The organism is Agrobacterium sp. NPDC090273, assembly GCF_044772305.1.
Taxonomy (GTDB): domain Bacteria; phylum Pseudomonadota; class Alphaproteobacteria; order Rhizobiales; family Rhizobiaceae; genus Agrobacterium.
The window spans coordinates 348,385-369,020 of the sequence record NZ_JBIVYN010000004.1; the positions used below are offsets into that span (position 1 = coordinate 348,385).

Sequence of the window (20,636 nt, forward strand, 5' to 3'; positions counted from 1 at the left end):
GACCCAGTTTAAATTTTGCGGAAAAAGCTTTCGAAAGGCAAGGGATTTTCTGTGGGGCTTTCCTTCCAATTATGGTGACGCACTGAGTTGCCGTCTCCTTCTGCGCGCCTGTTCATGTTAACTCTGTTTGGCGATTAATGCGCCAGACGATGGACCGTGCGGCCCTGTGAAGTTATTTAAAATTCTGTTAACGTGGTGCCTGTGCGGGTTCAGATTTCCGCTTCATGAGGAAGTGACGAAACCGCACGAGGTCCGGTAGTGCCAGAATAGGTTTCGACATGCCCGCCGTTCAATATCCGTTTATCGATATCGCAGTGCATGAACGTGTGCGGGAAGGTTTCGGCCGCGGTGAGGCAATGGCGCTGTTTTCCATGGATCTGGACACCGTTCTATGGGCAAACGGACGCGGAGCAGCACTGTTTGGCACGCCAATGGTCTACGACTTTCTCGAGCAGGGACCAAAGCGGCAGGACGTCACATTTCGCCAACTGTCAGCGACTGCGGCCCGACTTTCGGGGATCGGCGAGAGCCTGCCCGTCACCATTCGAATCAACTCGGGTTTCAAGAGCCTGCCCGTCCGGGCGAAGGTAGAAGTCATTGAAGCTGAGCTTGGTCAAAGCGCCATTCTTTTTTCTGCCTTTACCGATCAGACACCCCCCGATATGGCCGAGTGTGCCCGCCGCATGATCGAGGGCTTTGACGACCCTGACATCCATATGGCCGTGCTGGATGACAGATCCGCCATTATCGCGGCATCAACCGGTTTCTCCGCACTCGGCATCACGCCAAGCACCGCGAGAACGCTTGTAAGCATGGCCTCCGGCCAGTCGGGACGACTGGTGAAACGCCCAGTGCCGACCGGCAAGGGCTATCTGCCCGCCGCGACCGGGCAGATTACGCAGTCGCCCGAACTGAACCTGCTGTTCGTGGTTGAAACCGCCCTTGGCAGGCTCGACCCTGTCAGCGATTTTGGCGATGACCAGCCACTGGAAACCATCACTCCTCCGTCTCCTGTCGCATCGGCAGAAGACGTCGCCACGCCGACGGATGAAACGACATCCTTTGCATCGATCCTCGATGCCGTCGCCGACATCGAGGATGTGGATGATGTCGAAGAGTTGGTGGACGTCGACGAGGATGCAGTCGTCTCAGATAGGGCTCAGGACATCGAGTTTTCAGCCGATCCGACGGAAGAAGACGACGCACCGTCGATCGCCATCTCCAATTCGGAAGATGAGCAGGCCGAATTGATACTGCCGACCGAAGAGGCCGAAGACGAAGTTCGTCACACCGATGAGCATGTAGAGATTGCCGAAATGGCAACCGAAACGTCGGAAGCGCCTATCCAGACGGTTGAGACAAAGATGTCTCCTGTTTCACTGCTGGACGCCGATGCCGTTGCCGGAGACGAGACTGACGCGGCGCGCTCTTTCGTCTTCAATCCGACATCACGCGCTTCACGTTTCGTCTGGAAAATCGATGCCGAGGGACGCTTCAGCTCCATATCGCACGAGTTTGCCGAAGCCGTTGGCGCTAAAGCGGCTGCAGTCGATGGAATGAACTTCGCTGACGTCGCAGCGCTCTTCAATCTCGACACGGATGGTAAAATCCGTGAGCTTCTCGGTCGCCGCGATACTTGGTCCGGCAAGACGATCTACTGGCCGGTGGAAAATACCTCGCTCGTCGTGCCGATCGATCTTGCGGCCCTGCCTACCTACACCCGCTCACGCGAATTCGATGGTTTCCGTGGGTTCGGCATTGTGCGTCTGGCAGATGCAGTGGAAGACCCGCATGCTATCGGCCTGACTTTCGCAACAAAGACCGAGGCACCGACTGCGCCGTCCACAATTGCCGCCGATGAGGAAAGCCAAACATTGTTGGCGTTGCCCGAGGAAGACGATGTCGGCGAAGCGACCGTCGATGTGATAGAAGAAAACAGCGCGGCGGCGTTTGAAGACGATGCGCCCGCTGACGTGGCGGACGATACGCCGACCGAAGACACAAGCCGCGATTATACGCCGCCGGAGTTTGAAGTCCCGGTCCTGGACATTACGCCCACACCTGGGCGGCGCTACTCCGACAAGGTAGTCCAACTCGAAGAGCGGCGCGCACGGTCTCGGGAGGCGTTGAGCGCCAGCGAACAGGCTGCCTTCCGGGAAATCGGCAGAACCCTTGCGCCAACCGACCATTCTGACGAGGAACAGGCCGTTCCTGCGAGGGAGGAAGAGGCGGCAAGTGCGGTGAGCGAACCCACCGAACCTGAAATCGATACCGGTGTTGCGGCAACAAGCACGGAACAGTCCGAGACATCGGTCGAGGATGCTGTCGAGGCCGAAGAAGAGGATCTGTTTGCCGATTACGTGCGCGGCGAACAGCCTGCCGTCACGACGGCAGCAACGGATGTCGAAGCCTCTGAAGACGAGGCCGCTGTGGCACCTGCAGCGGATGTTGCCGGACAGGTGAGCCCATCGCGCACACGTTCGTCTGATTCACTCACTGCGGAAACGCTGGATCAAATGCCCGTTGCACTGCTTGTCCATGCTGGCGAGCGGTTGATCCACGCCAATCCAGATTTCCTGCGCCTTACAGGCTATGATTCCACCAGCGAGCTCGAAGAGGTCGGCGGACTGGACGCGCTGTTGCAGCGACAGGATCTGGAGGGCATGCCCGGCCATGAAGGTGGGATGGTCATCGTGAATGCCGAGAACGACGTGATCCCGGTCAAGGCACGTCTGCAATCGATCCGCTGGGAAGAGACGACAGCGTTGATGCTTTCTCTTATCCCCACTGCGGAGCCGGCCGCCGCTGGAATTGCAGCGACCGAAAGCACAGCGGCAACGGAAGACGAATCTCTCTCCGCCCTGCAGGGCGAGGTGGAAGAGCTTCATTCAATCCTGGAAACGGCAACGGATGGTGTCGTTCTGCTGGGTGACGAGGGTGAAATCCGCTCTTTGAACCGCTCTGCCAGCGCACTTTTCAACTACGACAATGACGAGATTGCCGGAAAACCGTTCGTGACGCTGTTTGCGCATGAAAGCCAACGCGCCGTGCTCGATTATCTGTCCGGGCTTGCCAACAATGGCGTCGCAAGCGTGCTCAATGACGGGCGTGAGGTGATCGGTCGCGAGGCCTCCGGCGGGTTCCTGCCGCTGTTCATGACCATCGGACGCCTTAAATCCTCGCACGGCTACTGCGCCGTGATCCGCGACATTACCCAGTGGAAGCGGACGGAAGAGGAATTGCGAAACGCAAAACGGGCGGCGGAAACGGCCAACGCCCACAAGACGGATTTTCTGGCGCGTGTCAGCCATGAAATCCGCACACCGCTCAATGCAATTATCGGGTTTTCCGACCTGATGGCAACGGAACGTTTTGGTCCGATCGGCCACCCGCGATATGTCGAATATTCGAACGACATCGGACGCTCCGGTCGTCACGTTCTCGATATCGTCAACGATCTCCTGGATATTTCCAAGATCGAAGCGGGTCAGATGGACGTCGACTTTGTCGCTGTTGCGCTGAATGAAACCGTGGCAGAAGCCGTATCGCTGGTTCAGCCACAGGCGAACAACCAGCGTGTCATCATCCGAACTGCTCTTTCGCAGTCCGTTCCGCAAATTGTTGCCGATCTGCGCTCGATCAAACAGATCGTGCTCAACATCCTGTCGAATGCCATTCGCTTCACGCCGTCGGGCGGGCAGATCGTCGTTTCCACAGCCTACGAGGCAAACGGCAGCGTGACCTTGCGGATCAGGGATACCGGCATCGGCATGACCCGTGCGGAACTGGATCAGGCCATGAAGCCGTTCCGTCAGGTGGCTTCGTCAGGCAAACGCGTTCGCGGCGATGGCACGGGACTTGGCCTTCCCTTGACCAAGGCGATGGTGGACGCCAACCGCGCCAATTTCTCCATCACGTCCACCCCAAACGAAGGAACGCTGGTGGAAATCACGTTTCCGTCACAGCGCGTCCTTGCGAACTAGGGCTGAGGCGCGTTAGCTAGCCAGACGATGAGCCACTACGGCTCATCGAAGTTTTGGCAAGACGACAGGCTGGCACATCCATGGCGGTTTCCCTTCCGGCAGCGAAGCGTTTTACGGTGCTGCCCGTCACAACCGTTGTTGTCGCCGCCATTGCATCCATGCCTATCGTGGCGATCTTCTGGTTGGCACTTACCGGTAGTACCGATGGCTGGCATCATCTTCTGGTCAATGTGCTGCCACGTGCCGGATTACGAACCTTCCTTCTTTTGTCGATGACGGCTCTGGCCACTGCTTTCTTCGGCATTGTCTGCGCCTGGCTTGTTACCACATTCGAATTTCCGTTACGCCACGTGTTTTCCTTCGCGCTGGTTCTGCCGCTTGCCATTCCTGCCTATCTGGCAGCCTATGCCTTTGGTGAATTTCTGGATTTCACCGGACCGGTGCAAAGCGCTATTCGCGCCCTTTTCGGTTATCACAGCATTCGCGACTACTGGTTTCCTGACGTCCGCTCGCTTGGCGGCGCAGTTCTTGTTCTCAGTTCCGTCCTCTATCCCTATGTCTATCTTTCCGCCCGTGCCGCCTTCTCCATGCAGGGACGTTTTGCCGCCGAAGCCGCGCGAACGCTTGGTGCAAAACCGTTTAACGTCTTCTTGTCGGTGCAGTTGCCAATGGCCCGTCCCGCCATCGCCATTGGCCTGTCGCTGGTTTTGATGGAGACGCTGAACGATATTGGCGCGGTTGAATATCTTGGCGTGCAAACGCTGACCTTCACGATTTACGAAACCTGGCTCAACCGTGGCAACCTGGCAAATGCGACACAGATTGCCGCCGTGATCCTTGTGGTTGTCGGCGCGCTGATCGTCATCGAGCGAAACGCGCGGGAAAAACAGCGTTTCTCCTCGCCAAAAGCCACGAACATGGCGCAGCGTCATGCGCTGAAAAGCCTTGAGGGCTGGCGCCGTTGGGCAGCGCCACTCTTCTGTGTCCTGCCAATACTAAGCGGCTTTTTCATTCCCGTCAGCGTGCTGGGCGGTTACGCGGTGAAACGGCTGGACATGTTTCTGGCACCGCGCCTTCTCAAAGCACTGGGACATAGTTTCCAGATCTCTGTCTCAGCGGCGCTTGTTACGCTTGTTGCAGCCTTCGTTTTTTCCTATGCCTTGCGTGTCAACCGTTCGCCCACGTCGAAGGTGGCAGCACGCCTTGGGTCCATGGGATATGGCGTACCTGGAACCGTGCTTGCGATTGGTGTGCTCATCCCGCTGGCCGGGTTCGATAACCAGGTCGATGGCTTTTTGCGATCGCATTTCGGTTTCTCGAGCGGGCTGCTTCTATCCGGCACCGCCTTTGCGATCATCTATGCCCATGCCGTGCGATTCATGACGATAGCTGAGGGCACGCTGGACGCGGGCTTTCACAAGTTGTCGCCGCATATTGACATGGCGGCGCGAACGCTCGGTCGTAACCGCCTGCAAACGCTGGTCAGCGTACTGTTGCCCAACATGCGCCCAGCAGCACTGACGGCATCGCTACTGGTGCTGATCGAATCCTTGAAAGAACTGCCGGCGACCATTTTGCTGCGGCCTTTCGGCTTCAATACACTGGCGACCCTCGTTTACGAGGATGCATCGCGCGCGAAGGTACAGGATGCCGCCATTCCGGCGATCATCATCATTATCGCTGGACTTGTGCCAGTCTTGCTCGTTTCGAAGTCGATGGACCACCCCGAATAGCATTTTTTGGAGTTGGCCAATCACACCAAAAAGAAAGGCGGTCTTTCGACCGCCTGTATAAGATGTGCTTTTACAACGAGAGTGAGGGGAATAGTCTCGCAATTCGAAAATCATGAGCCCCGGTCGCCACAAGAAGGACGACCCTGCGTTGGATTTACTTTCCGCCAACCCGTCTTAACAAGCAGTTAAAACTGCGATCGATCAATTACCGACGAAAAATCCTATTTCGATACCGTGCGGCGTCTCGTATTGCGACAATCTCCCGTTCCGAAACAATCAAGCGATGCGGAAAGGCTCGATTGCCAGACGTATTTTTTCAGTTTCTGGCCGCCACGTGTTCGTCCCTCATACGCTGCAGTTCAGTGCGCTTCGAGGCGACCGACGCGGCGATCACCCCAATGGTGACGAGGCCGATGAGGATCGTACAAATCGCGTTGATTTCCGGTGTGACGCCAAGACGGACCTGCGAATAAATCTTGATCGGCAGCGTCGTTGCGCCGGGACCGGTTGCAAAGCTTGCAATCACAAGGTCATCCAGCGAGAGCGTAAAGGCCAGCATCCAGCCGGCGATCACCGCCGGGAAAATCAGCGGCAAGGTGATGCGGAAGAAAGTCTTGACCGGCGGGCAACCCAGATCGAGTGCGGCCTCCTCCAGACTACGGTCGAAGGTCAACAGCCGCGACTGCACCACGATTGCCACGTAACACATGGTAAAGGTCGTGTGAGCGATAACGACCGTCCAGAAACCACGGTCGACACCGACGGCAACAAACAGCAGCAGCAGCGACAGGCCGGTAATTACCTCCGGCATGACCAGCGGCGCATAGATCATTCCTGAAAACAGCACACGCCCCGGAAAGCGCGCAAACCGGGTGAGCGACAAGGCTGCAAGGGTTCCCAGAATCGTACCAATCGTGGCGCTGAGAATACCCACACGAAGTGTCACCCAGGCAGCATCCATCAAGCCCTGGTTCGACCACATCGCCGAATACCATTGCAATGAGAAACCGCCCCAGACGGTGACCAGTTTGGAAGCATTGAACGAGTAGACGACCAGAATGATGATCGGGATGTAGAGGAACGCGAAACCGAGCGTTAGAACGGTAATATCGAATTTGCCGCGCTTCATGGCTTCACCCCACCTTCTTCTGCTGGTTCTGGAAGATGGCTATGGGCACCACCAGCAAAAGCAGCAACAACACGGCAACGGCAGAAGCCAGAGGCCAGTCGCGATTGCCGAAGAACTCGGTCCAGAGCGTCTTGCCAATCATCAGGGTCTGTGCGCCGCCCAGAAGATCCGGGATGACGAACTCACCGGTAATCGGAATGAAGCAGATCATCGACCCGGCGATCACGCCCGGCAAGGACAGTGGAAAGGTGATCTTCCAGAAGGCTTTCCAGGGCGGGCAGCCGAGATCTGCCGCAGCTTCCAGCAGGGTGTTGTCCAGCTTTTCAAGTGCCGAATAGAGTGGCAGCACCATGAATGGCAGGTACGAATAAACGATGCCGATGAAGATCGCCGTCTCTGTGCGGAAAATATTGACCTGCTGATCAGGCCCGAGAAGACCAATCCATTGAAAGAGAACTGTCAGCAGACCTTCCGGCTTCAAGATGCCGATCCATGCGTAAACGCGGATCAGAAACGATGTCCAGAAGGGCAGGATGACTAGCATCACCAAAGTCGGTCGCACACTTGAAGGCGCCCGTGCCATGGCGAGTGCCATCGGATAACCGATCAGCAACAGCAGGAAGGTGGAGATCAGTGCTATCCGCAACGAGGAGAGATAGGCGTCCACGTAAAGCGGATCTTCCGTCAGGAAGATGTAGTTCTCAAAATCCAGTTGGGAGAAAAATTCGCCCAGCTTAGAAAACCCTTCGAAAACAGGCGTGTAGGGCGGCATGGCAATCGCGGTATCGGACAGCGATATCTTCAAAATAATGAAGAAGGGCGCTGCAAAAAACAGCAGCAACCAGAAATAAGGAACCGCAACGACCAGCCATCGCCAGGGGCTTTGCCGGTTTTCTGGAGTGGTGGTTGCCATGTCAGCCCCTCCTCAACGCGTCAGAACCAGACCGGAATCCGGCGTCCATTTCAACCAGACCATGTCGCCGAAGGTGATCGGGCGATCGACGAGACGCGAGACGTTGGCCTGGGCCGCACGAATGACACGCCCGTCTGCCAGTTTGACAATGAAGATCGAGAAGTCGCCGAGATAGCCGATATCCCAGACTTCGCCATAGGCGGCGTTCACTGAGGTGTCCGCAGGCTGGTCGAGCGAAATACGGACCTTTTCTGGACGAATGGCGAAGGCAACCTTGTTGCCGGGAACGGCCGAGCATTCCTGTTCGACGGTAACCTTTAGCCCGTCGCAATCCAGCGTAACGGCCCCGGGTTTTCCAGCGGCGGAATCATTGGAGGCGACGGTCGCGTCGAAAATATTGATGTCACCGATGAAGTCCGCGACGTAGCGGCTGTTTGGCGCCTCATAGATTTCCGCAGGTGTCGCAACCTGAACGACAATTCCCTTGTCCATGACCGCGATCCGGTCGGACACGGTCATCGCCTCTTCCTGATCGTGCGTGACGATCAGGAAGGTCAGGCCAAGCGTTTGCTGCAAGTCCATCAACTCGAATTGCGTTTCTTCGCGCAACTTCTTGTCGAGCGCGCCAAGCGGTTCATCCAGAAGCAAAACCTTAGGCTGCTTGGCGAGCGAACGCGCCAGTGCCACACGCTGCCGCTGGCCGCCAGAAAGCTGGCTGGGCTTGCGTTTGGCAAACTCGGTCAGTTTGACGAGGCGCAGCATTTCCGCGACGCGGTTGGCAATATCCGATTTGGGCAGTCCATCCTGCTCCAGACCGAATGCGATGTTCTTTTCAACGCTCATATGCGGAAACAGGGCATAGGACTGGAACATCATGTTGGTTGGGCGCTTATAGGGCGGCACGCCGGAAATATCCTTGCCCTGCAACAAGATACGGCCCGCCGTCGGGTCCTCGAAACCGGCCAGCATGCGCATCAGCGTCGTCTTTCCGCAGCCGGAAGGGCCAAGAAGCGAAAAGAACTCGCGTTCATAAATATCGAGGGTCAGATCGTTGACGGCGACAAAGTCGCCGAAGCGCTTGGTGACATTTTCAAAACGGATAAATGGAACCGCATCGGGACTGTTCCAAGGACTGAATTTCCGTTTCACCGGTCCCAAAGTTTTCGCCATTCGCCCTACCCTTAAATTCTTTGTCTGAAAAAGGCGGGCAAACTGCCAGCGGATCAATCGTCCGCTGGCTGAGGCATTTGTCGAGGAATGCGCCCGCCGGCCATTCCTCAACCAGCGAGCGGATAGATCAGCTACCGGTTTTTATTTGTGTCCAGACGCGGTTGAGAACGCGCTGTTCCTTCGGTCCGTAAGGCGAGATGGTGAAGAGCTTCTTCATCGTCGCCTCGTCAGGATAGACTGACGGGTTCTTGGACACCGATTCATCCATCAGTGGCTGAGAGGCAAGGTTGCCGTTGGCATACTGCACATAGTTGGAAGCCTTGGCGATGACTTCCGGCTTCATCAGGTAGTTGATGAAGGCATGTGCTTCATCGACATTCTTTGCATCCGCCGGGATCGCCAGGTTGTCGAACCACATGTAGGTCCCTTCCTTCGGAATGACGTAGTTCACTTCCACGCCGTTCTTGGCTTCCTCAGCGCGGCTCTTGGCCTGCAGGATATCGCCCGACCAGCCGATGGTGATGCAGCTATCGCCGTTCGCCAGTTCATCGATGTAGGCGGAGGAATTGAAGGTCTTCACGTTGGGGCGGATCTTCATATAGACCTCGCCACCGGCTTCCAGATCAGCCGTTTCCTTGCTGTCCGGGTTCTTGCCAAGATAGTTCATGGCGATCGCAAAGGTTTCATCCGAAGCGTCGAGAATGTTGATGCCGCAGGATTTGAGCTTCTCTGCGTTTTCCGGTTTGAAGAGGATATCCCAGCTATCGACCGGCACATCGCCAAGAGCAGCCTTGACCTTGGCAACGTTGTAGCCGATGCCGGTCGTGCCCCACATGTAGTTGACGGCATACTCGTTGCCGGGGTCATACTTCGCCAGACGCTCAGACACTTCCGGCCACATGTTCTTCAGGTTCGGCAGCTTCGACTTATCAAGCTTCTGGAAAACGCCAGCAGTGATCTGACGGGCCAGGAACGGCGCTGTGGGAACCACGACATCGTAACCGGAGCTTCCGGCCAGCAGCTTGGTTTCAACCAATTCGTTGCTGTCGAAAACGTCGTAAACGACCTTGATGCCGGTTTCCTTGGTGAAATCGGTCAGAATCGATTCGTCGATGTAATCGGACCAGTTATAAACGTGGACGACCTTCTCCTGAGCCATAGCAGAGCCCGCTGCAACAAGCGCGGAGGTCATGGCCAAGGTCATGCGGAGCGAACGGTAATTCATGATATCTCCTGTTTACGCATCCTCGTTGCGGGAGCGTTATCCCCTTTTTTGAGGAGAGACTAGAAAGGAAAACTGACGGTAGCAAGCGGGAAATGTGCACCACAGCATTTTCAACTGAATGTGTTCGACCCTAAAAAAATCAGCGTAAAAAACTACTGGAAGTCGAAGACGCTTAGCCCCGTCACCATCTCATCCAGCCCGAGGGGCCGTGTCAGAGGCGCTTCGGCGCGCGAAAGACAGCCCTGCCTTTCGCACAGACGACAGGAAGGCCCGATTGGGATGGCCACGGTCCCAGCCCCAACCGCCGCGCCATATACCGTTTCGCCCGCCAGTCCCGCATCACACCCCAGCAGAAGTGCCGTGCGCCTGATGCGTTCGCCAAAGCCCGCCTGCGGCCCTTCCAGCGTCCGCGCAACGGTCAAAAAGGAATCACCATCCGGCATCTGCGCCGTTTCCACGAGGACCTGACCTGGTTGTGCAAAAGCGGCATGAATGTTGAGCCTCGGACAGAGCCCGCCGAAGCGGGCACGAGGGAAACCTTGCGCTCCCGCCATACGGAAGCGGTTACCGGCATTGTCGATTTCTATCAGGAAGAACGGGATGGCGCCAGCCGATGATCGTTGCAACGTAACAAGGCGGTTTGCCGCCTGTTCAAAGGACACGTTGAAACGGGAACGCAAGACATCAAGATCGTATTTCGCTCTCTGCACCGCAGCCAGAAACGCGCCGTAAGGCATCATCAAGGCGTGGGCAGCATAGCGTGCCAGCTCGAAGCGGGCGATACGACGCGCCTCTTCCCCTGGCAGGCCAAGCCCTTCCAGTTCGCCATCGATAGCTTCGCGTAGCGCCAGCAGACAGACCTCCATTGCCATTTCACGAAGCTGATCGGCTTGAGAAAGCCGTTCTGAAATGAACAGCCGCATAGAATGGCGATCATAGCGTCGACGCAGATTGGGCATCGCATGAACCGGGAGGGTTCGAGCGACGATGCCGTGGTTTTTCTGCAGCCAGCTCCGCAAGCCTGTTGCTAGGTCGTCACCGGCCGCAAGCTCCTTGTGTAAAGCCTCCGCTGCCACATCGATCACATGAAAATAGTATGGCCTGTTTTCAAAAACATGCCGGACCTCATCGATCGGCAAACGGGTTGCCGAAAGCGCAGTCTCATGCCCTTCGCGTGCCAGCAGCTCCGAGAGGTCGGAGAGACGTTTGGCCTGCTCCCTGTAAGCCCGGTACAACTTGATAACGCCGCTTGCGGCATTCGGCGCAGCGTCGGCCACCTCCACCAGTTCTTGCGGCGACGGCACCTCCCCCGCCAGAAGCGGGTCAGCGAAGACCTCTCGCAATTGCCCGGCAGATCCCGCGCTTTCACCCTGAAGATCATCCAGGTCGACCCTGTAGACTGAGGCGAGTTTCAGCAGAAGCTGAACCGTCAAAGGCCGCTGGTTACGCTCGATGAGGTTGAGATAGGAAGGCGAGATCGCCAGAGCCTCGGCCATGGCCGTCTGGGTCAGGCCCAGCCCATTGCGAACGCGACGCACACGCGGTCCCGCGAAAATCTTGTTCTCCGACACGCCCCACCTTTACAAACCTGTTACAATTTTAGAGAGCCCAGACTTTTACAATATTTACAAATTTACAGTTCCACCCTGTCATACATACTACAGGATAACCTCTTTCAAGTCACTGTTTTTATGTTTATTCTGGCGTCACCAATCCCGAAAATGTAAATGTAGTCACACAGAAAAGCGCTTCAAACGGAGTGGAAAAGGCGCCTTTCCAAACAGGCATTCACAGGGAGAGAGAAGTATGACGGATTTTTACAAACTTGTTCCAGGCGCACCACAGGGTCGTTATGACGGCATTGAACGCAGCTACACGACAGCGGATGTGGAGCGACTTCGTGGGTCCGTCAACATCAGGCACTCGCTGGCGGAAATGGGTGCGAACCGCCTGTGGCAACTCATCAATGAGGAAAATTTCGTCAACGCTCTCGGCGCTCTTTCCGGCAATCAGGCCATGCAGATGGTTCGTGCCGGGTTGAAGGCGATCTATCTCTCCGGATGGCAGGTTGCCGCGGACGCCAACACCGCGTCGGCCATGTACCCCGACCAGTCGCTTTACCCGGCCAATGCCGCACCGGAGCTTGCCAAGCGCATCAATCGCACCTTGCAGCGTGCCGATCAGATCGAGACGGCAGAAGGCAAGGGATTGTCGGTCGACACCTGGTTTGCCCCGATCGTTGCAGATGCCGAAGCCGGTTTCGGTGGACCGCTCAATGCGTTCGAGATCATGAAGGCTTTCATTGAAGCGGGTGCCGCCGGTGTTCACTACGAGGACCAGCTCGCATCCGAGAAGAAATGCGGCCATCTGGGTGGCAAGGTTCTGATCCCGACGGCGGCGCATATCCGCAACCTGACGGCCGCACGTCTTGCTGCAGATGTCATGGGCGTGCCGACCCTGGTTATCGCGCGCACGGATGCGGAAGCTGCCAAGCTTTTGACGTCAGATATCGACGAGCGCGACCGCCCGTTCGTGGACTATGACGCCGGCCGCACGGTCGAGGGCTTTTACCAGGTGAAGAACGGCCTTGAGCCCTGCATTGCACGTGCGGTCGCCTATGCGCCCTATTGCGATCTGATCTGGTGCGAGACATCGAAACCGGATCTGGAGCAGGCGCGCAAATTCGCAGAAGGCGTGCACAAGGTCCATCCGGGCAAGAAGCTCGCCTACAACTGCTCGCCGTCGTTCAACTGGAAAAAGAACCTCGACGACGCGACGATTGCCAAGTTCCAGCGTGAACTGGGGGCGATGGGTTACAAGTTCCAGTTCATCACCCTTGCCGGCTTCCACCAGTTGAACTACGGCATGTTCGAGCTGGCGCGCGGCTACAAGGATCGACAGATGTCGGCCTATTCCGAGCTTCAGGAAGCGGAATTTGCGGCAGAAGCCAACGGCTACACCGCGACGAAACATCAGCGCGAGGTCGGCACCGGTTACTTCGATGCCGTATCGCTTGCGATCTCCGGCGGCACGTCTTCGACCACCGCCATGAAAGAATCGACCGAGCATGACCAGTTCCGCCCGGCTGCGGAATGAATGAAAAAGCCAGCTTAACGGAGGAAAAAATGGCTTCGATTTCGAGAGTTAGAGAACGGGCAGACGAACAATCCTCTGCCATGAACCAGGACCAGCAGGCAGCGATCCGCATGCTGGCAAACGACCTGCACCGGCTCAACCAGTCGGTCATGAAAGCGGTCGAAGCCGGCGTCTCCGTCGAGCTGGTTCGCTCGGCGCGCCACCATGGCGGCGGAGGAAACTGGGGCGATCTGCTGATCCCTGTCATCGTTGCGCAGGGTAGCGCTGCGGCCTGAGAAAGCCCACAACCTCAAGCCGGGCGACTGTTGCGCCCGGCAAACAAATCCGAATGCCCCTTGATCAGACGGGTCATACGGTCCGCCACCGTCCGTATATCGCGACGGTGGCGATCGTCATTGTTCATGACGATCCACTGCGAATGCCGCAGTTCCTCGATCTCCCCACCTTCGCGCATCAACCGCGCATCCGTATCCCCAACGAAACAGGGGAGTATAGCAACCCCGGCGCCGGACAACGCGAGATCCAACAATGCGGTCGGTCGGTTCACGGTCACGACCAGACGATCAGACCGGTTGGCATGGGGCCATTGCAGGTAAGCCGAGATGGCCTGCTCCCTGGACACCGCCAGCCAGCGGTCGACGACCGAGGTCGCGGCATTGCGCAGCCGATAAGGCGCATAAGCGACGTCTCCCGTCCTGATCGCCGCGAGATTGCGTTCCTCCGGCGCGAACGCGCGGATGCCGATATCGTGTTCACGATGCGCCAGCGCGGCCCTCTGCTCGGCGATAAAAAGATCAATGCGAAAATCGTCCCGCTCTGTACAGATCGCAGCGAAGTTCGCCGTCAAAAGCCAGGCGTTCCATGTTCCGAGAGCGATGCGCACGAGCGATGACCCGGCTGAAGACTTCTGCCAGCCCTCCACCTCTTTGGCGGCGTTCTCCATCGCCTGAAGGCGGTCGAACAATGCCCTGCCCTCCACCGTCAACGTGTATCCCGTCTGGCTTCTTTGAAAGAGTGTCTTGCCGATACGCTCTTCCAGTTCAACCATACGCCGACCGACGGTCGCGGGGCTGAGACCCGTCAGCGACGCAGCACCCGTCAGGCCGCCGCTGCGTGACACGTCAAGAAAAAGCTGGTAGGAATCCCAAGTGATGTTTTTCATCAGTGAAAAACATAGCGCAATATCTTGCGCAGATAAAACAAAAAACGGCGTGCATCATGGCCCTCCGAACTCAAGGAGGATTGAGATATGCACGCGTTTTATTCAGCTCTGGCGATCATCGAAAACCAGCAACCGCGCACGCGGCGGGAAGCCATCAGACAGGAAGAAAAATTCTATGCCGACATGGCGGAAGCGTCGCGGCTCTGGCGGTTTTTTAAGGCAATTGCCAAAACGATAAGGTCAAAGGGCCGCAACCTAGAAAAGAAGCGCGGCGAGAGCAGCCAGAGCACCGGTTGTAATCATGGTCAGACGCAGAGTTATCTGCGCGGTCTCACTGGCAACTCGAGCAAGGGCAATAGCGCGGGGACGGCGGTTTGCGGATCTGTTCATACGCGGTTTTCCTGACGAAATACTCAACCGATCCATGCCTTCTTCCGAAGGCTTCCAGCATGACATCATGTGCAAGACGGCAACCATGGGCCGACTTCGCTGGCATTCGGCCAGCATGACTCCATGCCTGTTAACACAATGTTAAAGGGAGCCAATTTCGGGTTAACGTGGCTGACTTCAGGCAGCCTCGCCCGCCGCATGGCCGCACGCCCAAGCCCACTGGAAATTGTAGCCACCAAGCCAGCCGGTCACGTCCACGCACTCGCCGATGAAAAACAGGCCAGGTATGGATTTGGCTGCCATCGTGCGGGAATCGAGATGTGTCGTGTCGACGCCGCCAAGCGTCACCTCGGCGGTTCGATAGCCCTCGGAGCCGGCAGGCTTGATGTGCCATTCCTGCGCCTCCGCCACCAGCTTGGCCAGCGCCTTGTCGGACATATCGGCGAGATTGCCTGTCATCGCGGCCTTGTCGACCACATGCTGGGCGAGCCGTTTAGGCAATACCTCGGAAAGAGCGGTTTGCGCGGACTGGCGTCCGTTCGCATTTTTCGCGTCCTTCAGGTGCGACAACATATCGACTTCAGGCTCCAGCTTCAGCCGGATCGTATCGCCCTCGCGCCAGTAGGACGATATTTGCAGGATCGACGGCCCGCTGATGCCGCGATGGGTAAACAGCAACGCCTCTACGAACGAGGTCTTTCCATGAAATACTTCGGCGGGAACGGCAACGCCGGAGAGAGGCGCAAGCTTTTCCAACTGGGCCGGATCAAGCGTTAGCGGTACAAGGCCAGGCCGAGGTTCGATGAGCGGCAAACCAAACTGTTCTGCGATCTGATAGGCAAAGCCGGTCGCACCCATTTTCGGGATCGATTTCCCACCCGTCGCGACCACAAGACTTTCGGTCTCGATCGTGCCTGCCGATGTTGTTACGCGAAAACGATGTCCGTCGTGCGCGACAGCCGATATGTCGGTCTGCAACCGAAGCTTTGCACCCACCGCCTGCATTTCAGCAAGCAGCATGCGAATGATGTCCTTGGCGCTATCATCACAAAACAACTGGCCAAGCGTCTTTTCATGCCAGGCGATGCCGTGTTTTTCGACGAGAGCGATAAAATCCCTCGGCGTGTAGCGCGCGAGCGCCGACTTGGCAAAATGCGGGTTAGCCGACAGATAATTTTTAGGGCCGGCGTGAATATTGGTGAAGTTGCAGCGCCCGCCGCCAGAGATGCGGATTTTCTCGCCCGGCGCCTTGGCGTGATCGAGAACGATCACCGAGCGACCGCGCTGTCCGGCACGGATGGCGCACATCATACCGGCAGCACCAGCACCCAAAATCAGCACATCACATTTCTCGGCCATCGATCATCCCCGCTTCCATCTCCTTCCTCTTTTCGAACCGCGCGCTCTTGTCAATGGCGCTTTCCCCCTCGCCAATTGCCAAACTCTGGTTATGATGCCGCCAGTCGAAACTGAGACCCGGTGATACATGCCCCCCAAGAAAACCATGCTCCGCCCCAAAAAGCCGGCAACCATGGCAAAGACACCCCCTCTCGACCTTTCCTCCCCCCGTGGTGTTTCTTCCTGGCGCGAAGCCTCCCAATGGTTGAGGGCCCGCGGCATCGAGGATATCGAATGCATCACGCCGGACCTTGCCGGCGTCCCGCGCGGCAAAATGATGCCGACGGCGAAATTTACCGGCGACACGTCGCTTGCGCTGCCCTCGGCACTTTACCGCCATACGATTTCCGGTGAGTATCCCGACGAAACGGCGAATTTCCGTTATGAGCCGCGCGACAGCGACCTGAAGCTGGTGCCCGATCTGTCAACGCTGTCCGTTGTCCCGTGGGAAAGCGATCCGACGGCGCAGGTGATCTGCGATGTGGTCGATGCCGAAGGCGCATCCGTTCCCTACACACCCCGCAACGTTCTGAAAAACGTTCTCTCTCTTTACAAGGAGAAAGGCTGGAAGCCGGTTGTTGCCCCGGAAATCGAGTTCTACCTCGTCGCCATGAACGATGACCCGGATTATCCGCTGCATCCGCCAAAAGGCCGCTCGGGTCGCTCGATTGTTGGCGGTCAAAGCTATTCGATCGCCGGTATCAACGAATTCGACGAACTGATCGACGATATCTATCACTTCTCCGAAAAGCAGGGACTTGAGATCGATACGCTGATCCACGAGGAGGGACCGGCCCAGCTTGAAATCAACCTGCGTCACGGCGATCCGATCGAACTGGCCGACCAGGTGTTCCTGTTCAAGCGCACGATCCGTGAAGCTGCCCTGAAGCACGGTATCTACGCTACCTTCATGGCAAAGCCGATGCAGGGCCAGCCAGGTTCGGCGATGCATATCCATCAGTCGGTCATCGAGATCGACAGCGGCCGGAATATCTTCTCCAACAAGGATGGCAGCGCCTCCAAGGAGTTCTTCTCGTTCGTTGGCGGCATGCAGCGTTACGTACCGAACGCGCTGGTGATGCTGGCGCCTTACGTGAACTCTTACCGACGTCTGACGCCTGACATGGCCTGCCCGGTCAACAATGCCTGGGGTTACGACAACCGCACGACGGCTTTCCGCGTACCGATCTCCGGACCGCAGGCACGGCGTGTGGAAAACCGTCTGCCCAGCTCCGATGCCAATCCCTACCTTGCGCTTGCGGCATCGCTCGGGTGCGGCTGGCTTGGCATCATGAACAATATCGAGCCGACCGAGCCGACCTATGAAACGGCGAATGAAGGTTCCATCGACCTGCCGCGCGGCCTTCTCGAAGCCGTGGCGCTTCTCGAGGCCGAACCGCAGTTCGACCGGGTGTTCGGTCATGAATTCGTCGGACTATATGCCGGACTGAAACGGGGGGAATTCGAAACCTTCATGCAGGTCATCAGCCCGTGGGAGCGGGAATTCCTGCTTCTCAACGTGTGAGGACTTTCACATGGCATGGCAAAGCCCGATCGCACCGGGCATCTCCTGGTATCAGGCGACTGTCGGTGAGCGACCGGAATATCCGTCCATGGACGGCTCCAGGGATACGGAGGTCGCCATTATCGGTGGCGGCTATACCGGCCTTCAAGCTGCCCGCAATCTCGCGGCCAACGGCGTCCCTGTCGTTCTGATCGAAGCAAGCCGCTTTGGTGACGGCGCGTCGGGACGTAACGGCGGGCAGTTCGGCAGCGGCCAACGATCCTGGCCGGATGAGCTTGAAGATATCGTCGGCTTCGAACAGTCGAAGCTTCTTTTCGATATTGCCGAAGGCGCCAAACATTACGTTCTCGATTTCGCCCGCGATCATGGCATAGACATCGATTATCTGCCGGGCCAACTCAATCTGGCGCACAAGGCGGCGTACGAAGACGACTATCGCAAAAGTGTCGCGGCGATGAATGAACGCTACGACTATCCGCACATCTCTTTCATGGAGCAGGCGGAAGCGCGCGAACGAGTCGGTTCCAGTCATTATTTCGGCGGCACACGCGACACCGGCACCGGGCATATTCACCCTTTGAAGCTACTGGTCGGACTTGCCAAGGCAGCCAGATCAGCGGGTGCCGATATTTTCGAAATGACGCCGGCCAAATCCATTCGGCAATCGGGCGGCAAGACCATTATCGAGACGCCTTTCGGGACGTTGACAGCAAAGCGCGTTCTGATCGCCACCAATGCCTATATCGGCAACCTGGAGCCGGTTACCGCCGCACACATCATGCCGATCCGTTCCTTCATCGGCGCGACAGCCCCCCTCGACGATCATCCGCATGTCATTCCCGGCCGGGAAGCAGTTGCGGATTCCCGTTTCGTAGTGCGTTATTTCCGCAAGACTAATGACAATAGGCTGCTGTTTGGCGGACGCGAAGCTTACACGGCCGATACACCACGCGATATTTCAGTGCATATCCGCAAGCAGATCGCAGAAATCTATCCGGCGTTGAAAGATGTCGAGATTACCCACTCCTGGGGCGGCTCCGTCGGCATCACCATGCCAAGGCAACCTTTCGTGCGCGAAGTCATGCCTGGCGTGATGTCGATTGGCGGTTACTCGGGGCACGGTGTCATGCTCGCAAACTATTGCGGCAAACTCTATGCCGACATGGTTCTGGGACGCCAGGATCTGCTTGCCCCGTTCGCACGGCTGAAAGTGCCTCCGTTCCCGGGTGGGGCTTCGCTCAGAGCACCCTTATTATTCCTTGCGCTGTCGTGGTTTGCACTTCGAGACAGGTTTTAGGAACAACTTTGCAGAATGCCGGGCGCCGTGCGCGGCACCGGCTAAAAATCAAAATTCAGAATTCGCTTCACTGAGACTGGCATTTTTAAATCGATTAGATTATTGATGCCCCCAACCCTAAAGATCGAGAGAATCGAGATGAGCAGTCAGATCATTCCCGTTGACCCCTTTGATTGTGTCGTGTTCGGCGGCACAGGCGATTTGGCAGAGCGCAAGCTGCTTCCTGCCCTTTATCATCGCCAGATCGAAGGTCAGTTTACCGAGCCGACCCGCATTATTGGTGCGTCCCGCTCAGTAATGAGCCATGAGGAATATCGCAAATTCGCGCAGGATGCGCTGAAGGAGCACCTGAAGGCCGGAGAGTACGACGACGAACAGGTCGCCCGTTTTATCGAGCGGATTTTCTATGTACCGGTCGACGCCAAGGGCGATAATGGCTGGGACACGCTGAAAAAGCTGCTGGACGAAGGCAAGGAACGCGTTCGCGCCTTTTACCTCGCCGTTGCACCCGGCATCTTCGGTGATATCGCCGACAAGATTCGCGAACACAAGCTGATCACCAAATCCACCCGCATCGTGGTTGAAAAGCCGATTGGTCGCGATCTTGCGTCTGCGCAGGAACTGAACGACACCATCGGCCACGTTTTCAAGGAAGAGCAGATCTTCCGTATCGACCACTATCTCGGCAAGGAAACCGTTCAGAACCTGATGGCGTTGCGTTTCGCCAACGCGCTCTACGAGCCGCTTTGGAATTCCGCGCATATCGACCATGTGCAGATCACCGTGGCGGAAGCCGTGGGCCTGGAAGGCCGTGCCGGTTATTACGACAAGGCGGGTGCGCTGCGCGACATGGTGCAGAACCACATTCTGCAATTGCTTTGCCTTGTCGCGATGGAGCCGCCGGCATCCATGGATGCGGAAGCTGTTCGTGACGAAAAGCTCAAGGTGCTTCGCTCGCTGAAACCGATCGATGCAAGCAATGTCGAAAAGCAGACGGTTCGCGGCCAGTACCGCGCTGGCGCTTCTGCCGGCGGTCCCGTCCGTGGCTATCTGGAAGAACTCGAAGGCGGCGTTTCCAACACCGAAACCTTTGTCGCCATCAAGGCTGAGATCGCCAATTGGCGCTGGGCTGGCGTTCCCTTCTACATCCGCACTGGAAAACGTCTTGCAACGCGCGTGTCCGAGATTGTTGTCACGTTCAAGCAGATCCCGCACTCGATCTTTGACGACGCAGCCGGAAAGATCGAAGCCAACAAGCTCGTCATCCGCCTGCAGCCGGACGAAGGTGTGAAGCAGTCCCTGCTCATCAAGGACCCAGGTCCAGGCGGCATGCGCCTGCGACAGGTTTCGCTGGACATGAGCTTTGCCGAGGCTTTCAATGTGCGTAGCCCGGATGCTTACGAGCGCCTGCTGATGGACACGATCCGCTCCAACCAGACGCTGTTCATGCGCCGCGACGAAGTGGAAGCTGCATGGGACTGGGTGGACCCGATCCTCAAGAGCTGGGAAGAAACCGGTCAGGGCGTGCAGGGTTACACTGCAGGCACGTGGGGTCCGAGCGGTTCGATTGCGCTGATCGAGCGCGATGGTCGCACCTGGCACGATGCCGACTGAG

At 57.3% G+C, this 20,636-nt stretch carries 15 protein-coding genes; 7 read left to right on the forward strand and 8 right to left on the reverse strand.

Annotation, left to right across the window (positions count from 1 at the left end; genetic code table 11):
* Positions 1 to 278 precede the first annotated feature (278 nt).
* Complete coding sequence (locus tag ACIQT8_RS13720; RefSeq protein ID WP_400966080.1) at positions 279 to 3,983, forward strand: ATP-binding protein; 3,705 nt, start codon at positions 279 to 281, stop codon at positions 3,981 to 3,983.
* A gap of 80 nt (positions 3,984 to 4,063) precedes the next feature.
* A complete protein-coding gene (locus tag ACIQT8_RS13725; protein ID WP_400966083.1) occupies positions 4,064 to 5,716 on the forward strand; it encodes an ABC transporter permease in 1,653 nt (550 codons plus the stop codon).
* A gap of 316 nt (positions 5,717 to 6,032) precedes the next feature.
* Here the strand turns inward: ACIQT8_RS13725 and ACIQT8_RS13730 are convergent, their stop codons facing one another.
* The 5 genes from ACIQT8_RS13730 to ACIQT8_RS13750 all read right to left on the reverse strand — a co-directional run bounded on the left by ACIQT8_RS13730 (position 6,033) and on the right by ACIQT8_RS13750 (position 11,724).
* The gene (locus ACIQT8_RS13730; protein ID WP_138794616.1) at positions 6,033 to 6,845 is read right to left on the reverse strand and encodes an ABC transporter permease; all 813 of its coding nucleotides are present in this window, start codon (positions 6,843 to 6,845) and stop codon (positions 6,033 to 6,035) included.
* Positions 6,846 to 6,849: 4 nt separating this feature from the next.
* A complete protein-coding gene (locus ACIQT8_RS13735; protein ID WP_138794615.1) occupies positions 6,850 to 7,758 on the reverse strand; it encodes an ABC transporter permease subunit in 909 nt (302 codons plus the stop codon).
* A gap of 12 nt (positions 7,759 to 7,770) precedes the next feature.
* Entirely contained in the window at positions 7,771 to 8,928 is a 1,158-nt protein-coding gene (locus tag ACIQT8_RS13740) for an ABC transporter ATP-binding protein (protein WP_400966088.1), read from the reverse strand.
* 127 nt (positions 8,929 to 9,055) lie between these two features.
* On the reverse strand, positions 9,056 to 10,153 hold the full coding sequence (locus ACIQT8_RS13745; protein WP_138794613.1) for a polyamine ABC transporter substrate-binding protein: 1,098 nt from the start codon (positions 10,151 to 10,153) through the stop codon (positions 9,056 to 9,058).
* A gap of 152 nt (positions 10,154 to 10,305) precedes the next feature.
* Positions 10,306 to 11,724, reverse strand: coding sequence for a short-chain fatty acyl-CoA regulator family protein (locus ACIQT8_RS13750; protein ID WP_400966092.1), 1,419 nt, complete (start codon positions 11,722 to 11,724; stop codon positions 10,306 to 10,308).
* Positions 11,725 to 11,959: 235 nt separating this feature from the next.
* Between ACIQT8_RS13750 and aceA the strand changes: the two genes are divergently transcribed.
* Complete coding sequence (gene aceA / locus ACIQT8_RS13755) at positions 11,960 to 13,249, forward strand: isocitrate lyase (RefSeq protein WP_138794611.1); 1,290 nt, start codon at positions 11,960 to 11,962, stop codon at positions 13,247 to 13,249.
* A 29-nt stretch (positions 13,250 to 13,278) separates the two neighbouring features.
* The gene (locus ACIQT8_RS13760) at positions 13,279 to 13,524 is read left to right on the forward strand and encodes a hypothetical protein (RefSeq protein WP_138794610.1); all 246 of its coding nucleotides are present in this window, start codon (positions 13,279 to 13,281) and stop codon (positions 13,522 to 13,524) included.
* Between the two features lie 14 nt (positions 13,525 to 13,538).
* Here ACIQT8_RS13760 and ACIQT8_RS13765 read toward each other — a convergent pair whose 3' ends face one another.
* The 3 genes from ACIQT8_RS13765 to ACIQT8_RS13775 all read right to left on the reverse strand — a co-directional run bounded on the left by ACIQT8_RS13765 (position 13,539) and on the right by ACIQT8_RS13775 (position 16,160).
* Positions 13,539 to 14,411 (reverse strand): LysR family transcriptional regulator, encoded by an 873-nt coding sequence (locus tag ACIQT8_RS13765; RefSeq protein WP_400966095.1) that lies wholly within the window; start codon positions 14,409 to 14,411, stop codon positions 13,539 to 13,541.
* A 255-nt stretch (positions 14,412 to 14,666) separates the two neighbouring features.
* Positions 14,667 to 14,801, reverse strand: a complete 135-nt coding sequence (locus ACIQT8_RS13770; protein WP_400966097.1) for a hypothetical protein — start codon at positions 14,799 to 14,801, stop codon at positions 14,667 to 14,669.
* Positions 14,802 to 14,978: 177 nt separating this feature from the next.
* The gene (locus ACIQT8_RS13775) at positions 14,979 to 16,160 is read right to left on the reverse strand and encodes an NAD(P)/FAD-dependent oxidoreductase (protein ID WP_400966100.1); all 1,182 of its coding nucleotides are present in this window, start codon (positions 16,158 to 16,160) and stop codon (positions 14,979 to 14,981) included.
* A 127-nt stretch (positions 16,161 to 16,287) separates the two neighbouring features.
* On the opposite strand from ACIQT8_RS13775, the gene ACIQT8_RS13780 reads away from it, so the two are divergent.
* The 3 genes from ACIQT8_RS13780 to zwf all read left to right on the forward strand — a co-directional run bounded on the left by ACIQT8_RS13780 (position 16,288) and on the right by zwf (position 20,635).
* Positions 16,288 to 17,724 (forward strand): glutamine synthetase family protein, encoded by a 1,437-nt coding sequence (locus ACIQT8_RS13780; RefSeq protein ID WP_138794607.1) that lies wholly within the window; start codon positions 16,288 to 16,290, stop codon positions 17,722 to 17,724.
* 10 nt (positions 17,725 to 17,734) lie between these two features.
* A complete protein-coding gene (locus ACIQT8_RS13785; protein ID WP_400966103.1) occupies positions 17,735 to 19,021 on the forward strand; it encodes an NAD(P)/FAD-dependent oxidoreductase in 1,287 nt (428 codons plus the stop codon).
* A 138-nt stretch (positions 19,022 to 19,159) separates the two neighbouring features.
* Positions 19,160 to 20,635 carry a glucose-6-phosphate dehydrogenase gene (zwf, locus tag ACIQT8_RS13790; RefSeq protein ID WP_138794605.1) on the forward strand — a complete coding sequence of 492 codons (1,476 nt, stop codon included), beginning with the start codon at positions 19,160 to 19,162 and terminating at the stop codon, positions 20,633 to 20,635.
* Position 20,636: the final 1 nt, after the last annotated feature.

Excerpts from the sequence above, each read along its gene's own strand:
- ACIQT8_RS13720 (WP_400966080.1), top strand. The coding sequence starts at position 279 with ATGCCCGCCGTTCAATATCCGTTTATCGATATCGCAGTGCATGAACGT.
- ACIQT8_RS13725 (WP_400966083.1), top strand. The coding sequence starts at position 4,064 with ATGGCGGTTTCCCTTCCGGCAGCGAAGCGTTTTACGGTGCTGCCCGTC.
- ACIQT8_RS13730 (WP_138794616.1), bottom strand. The coding sequence starts at position 6,845 with ATGAAGCGCGGCAAATTCGATATTACCGTTCTAACGCTCGGTTTCGCG.
- ACIQT8_RS13735 (WP_138794615.1), bottom strand. The coding sequence starts at position 7,758 with ATGGCAACCACCACTCCAGAAAACCGGCAAAGCCCCTGGCGATGGCTG.
- ACIQT8_RS13740 (WP_400966088.1), bottom strand. The coding sequence starts at position 8,928 with ATGGCGAAAACTTTGGGACCGGTGAAACGGAAATTCAGTCCTTGGAAC.
- ACIQT8_RS13745 (WP_138794613.1), bottom strand. The coding sequence starts at position 10,153 with ATGAATTACCGTTCGCTCCGCATGACCTTGGCCATGACCTCCGCGCTT.
- aceA (WP_138794611.1), top strand. The coding sequence starts at position 11,960 with ATGACGGATTTTTACAAACTTGTTCCAGGCGCACCACAGGGTCGTTAT.
- ACIQT8_RS13760 (WP_138794610.1), top strand. The coding sequence starts at position 13,279 with ATGGCTTCGATTTCGAGAGTTAGAGAACGGGCAGACGAACAATCCTCT.
- ACIQT8_RS13765 (WP_400966095.1), bottom strand. The coding sequence starts at position 14,411 with ATGAAAAACATCACTTGGGATTCCTACCAGCTTTTTCTTGACGTGTCA.
- ACIQT8_RS13770 (WP_400966097.1), bottom strand. The coding sequence starts at position 14,801 with ATGAACAGATCCGCAAACCGCCGTCCCCGCGCTATTGCCCTTGCTCGA.
- ACIQT8_RS13775 (WP_400966100.1), bottom strand. The coding sequence starts at position 16,160 with ATGGCCGAGAAATGTGATGTGCTGATTTTGGGTGCTGGTGCTGCCGGT.
- ACIQT8_RS13780 (WP_138794607.1), top strand. The coding sequence starts at position 16,288 with ATGCCCCCCAAGAAAACCATGCTCCGCCCCAAAAAGCCGGCAACCATG.
- ACIQT8_RS13785 (WP_400966103.1), top strand. The coding sequence starts at position 17,735 with ATGGCATGGCAAAGCCCGATCGCACCGGGCATCTCCTGGTATCAGGCG.
- zwf (WP_138794605.1), top strand. The coding sequence starts at position 19,160 with ATGAGCAGTCAGATCATTCCCGTTGACCCCTTTGATTGTGTCGTGTTC.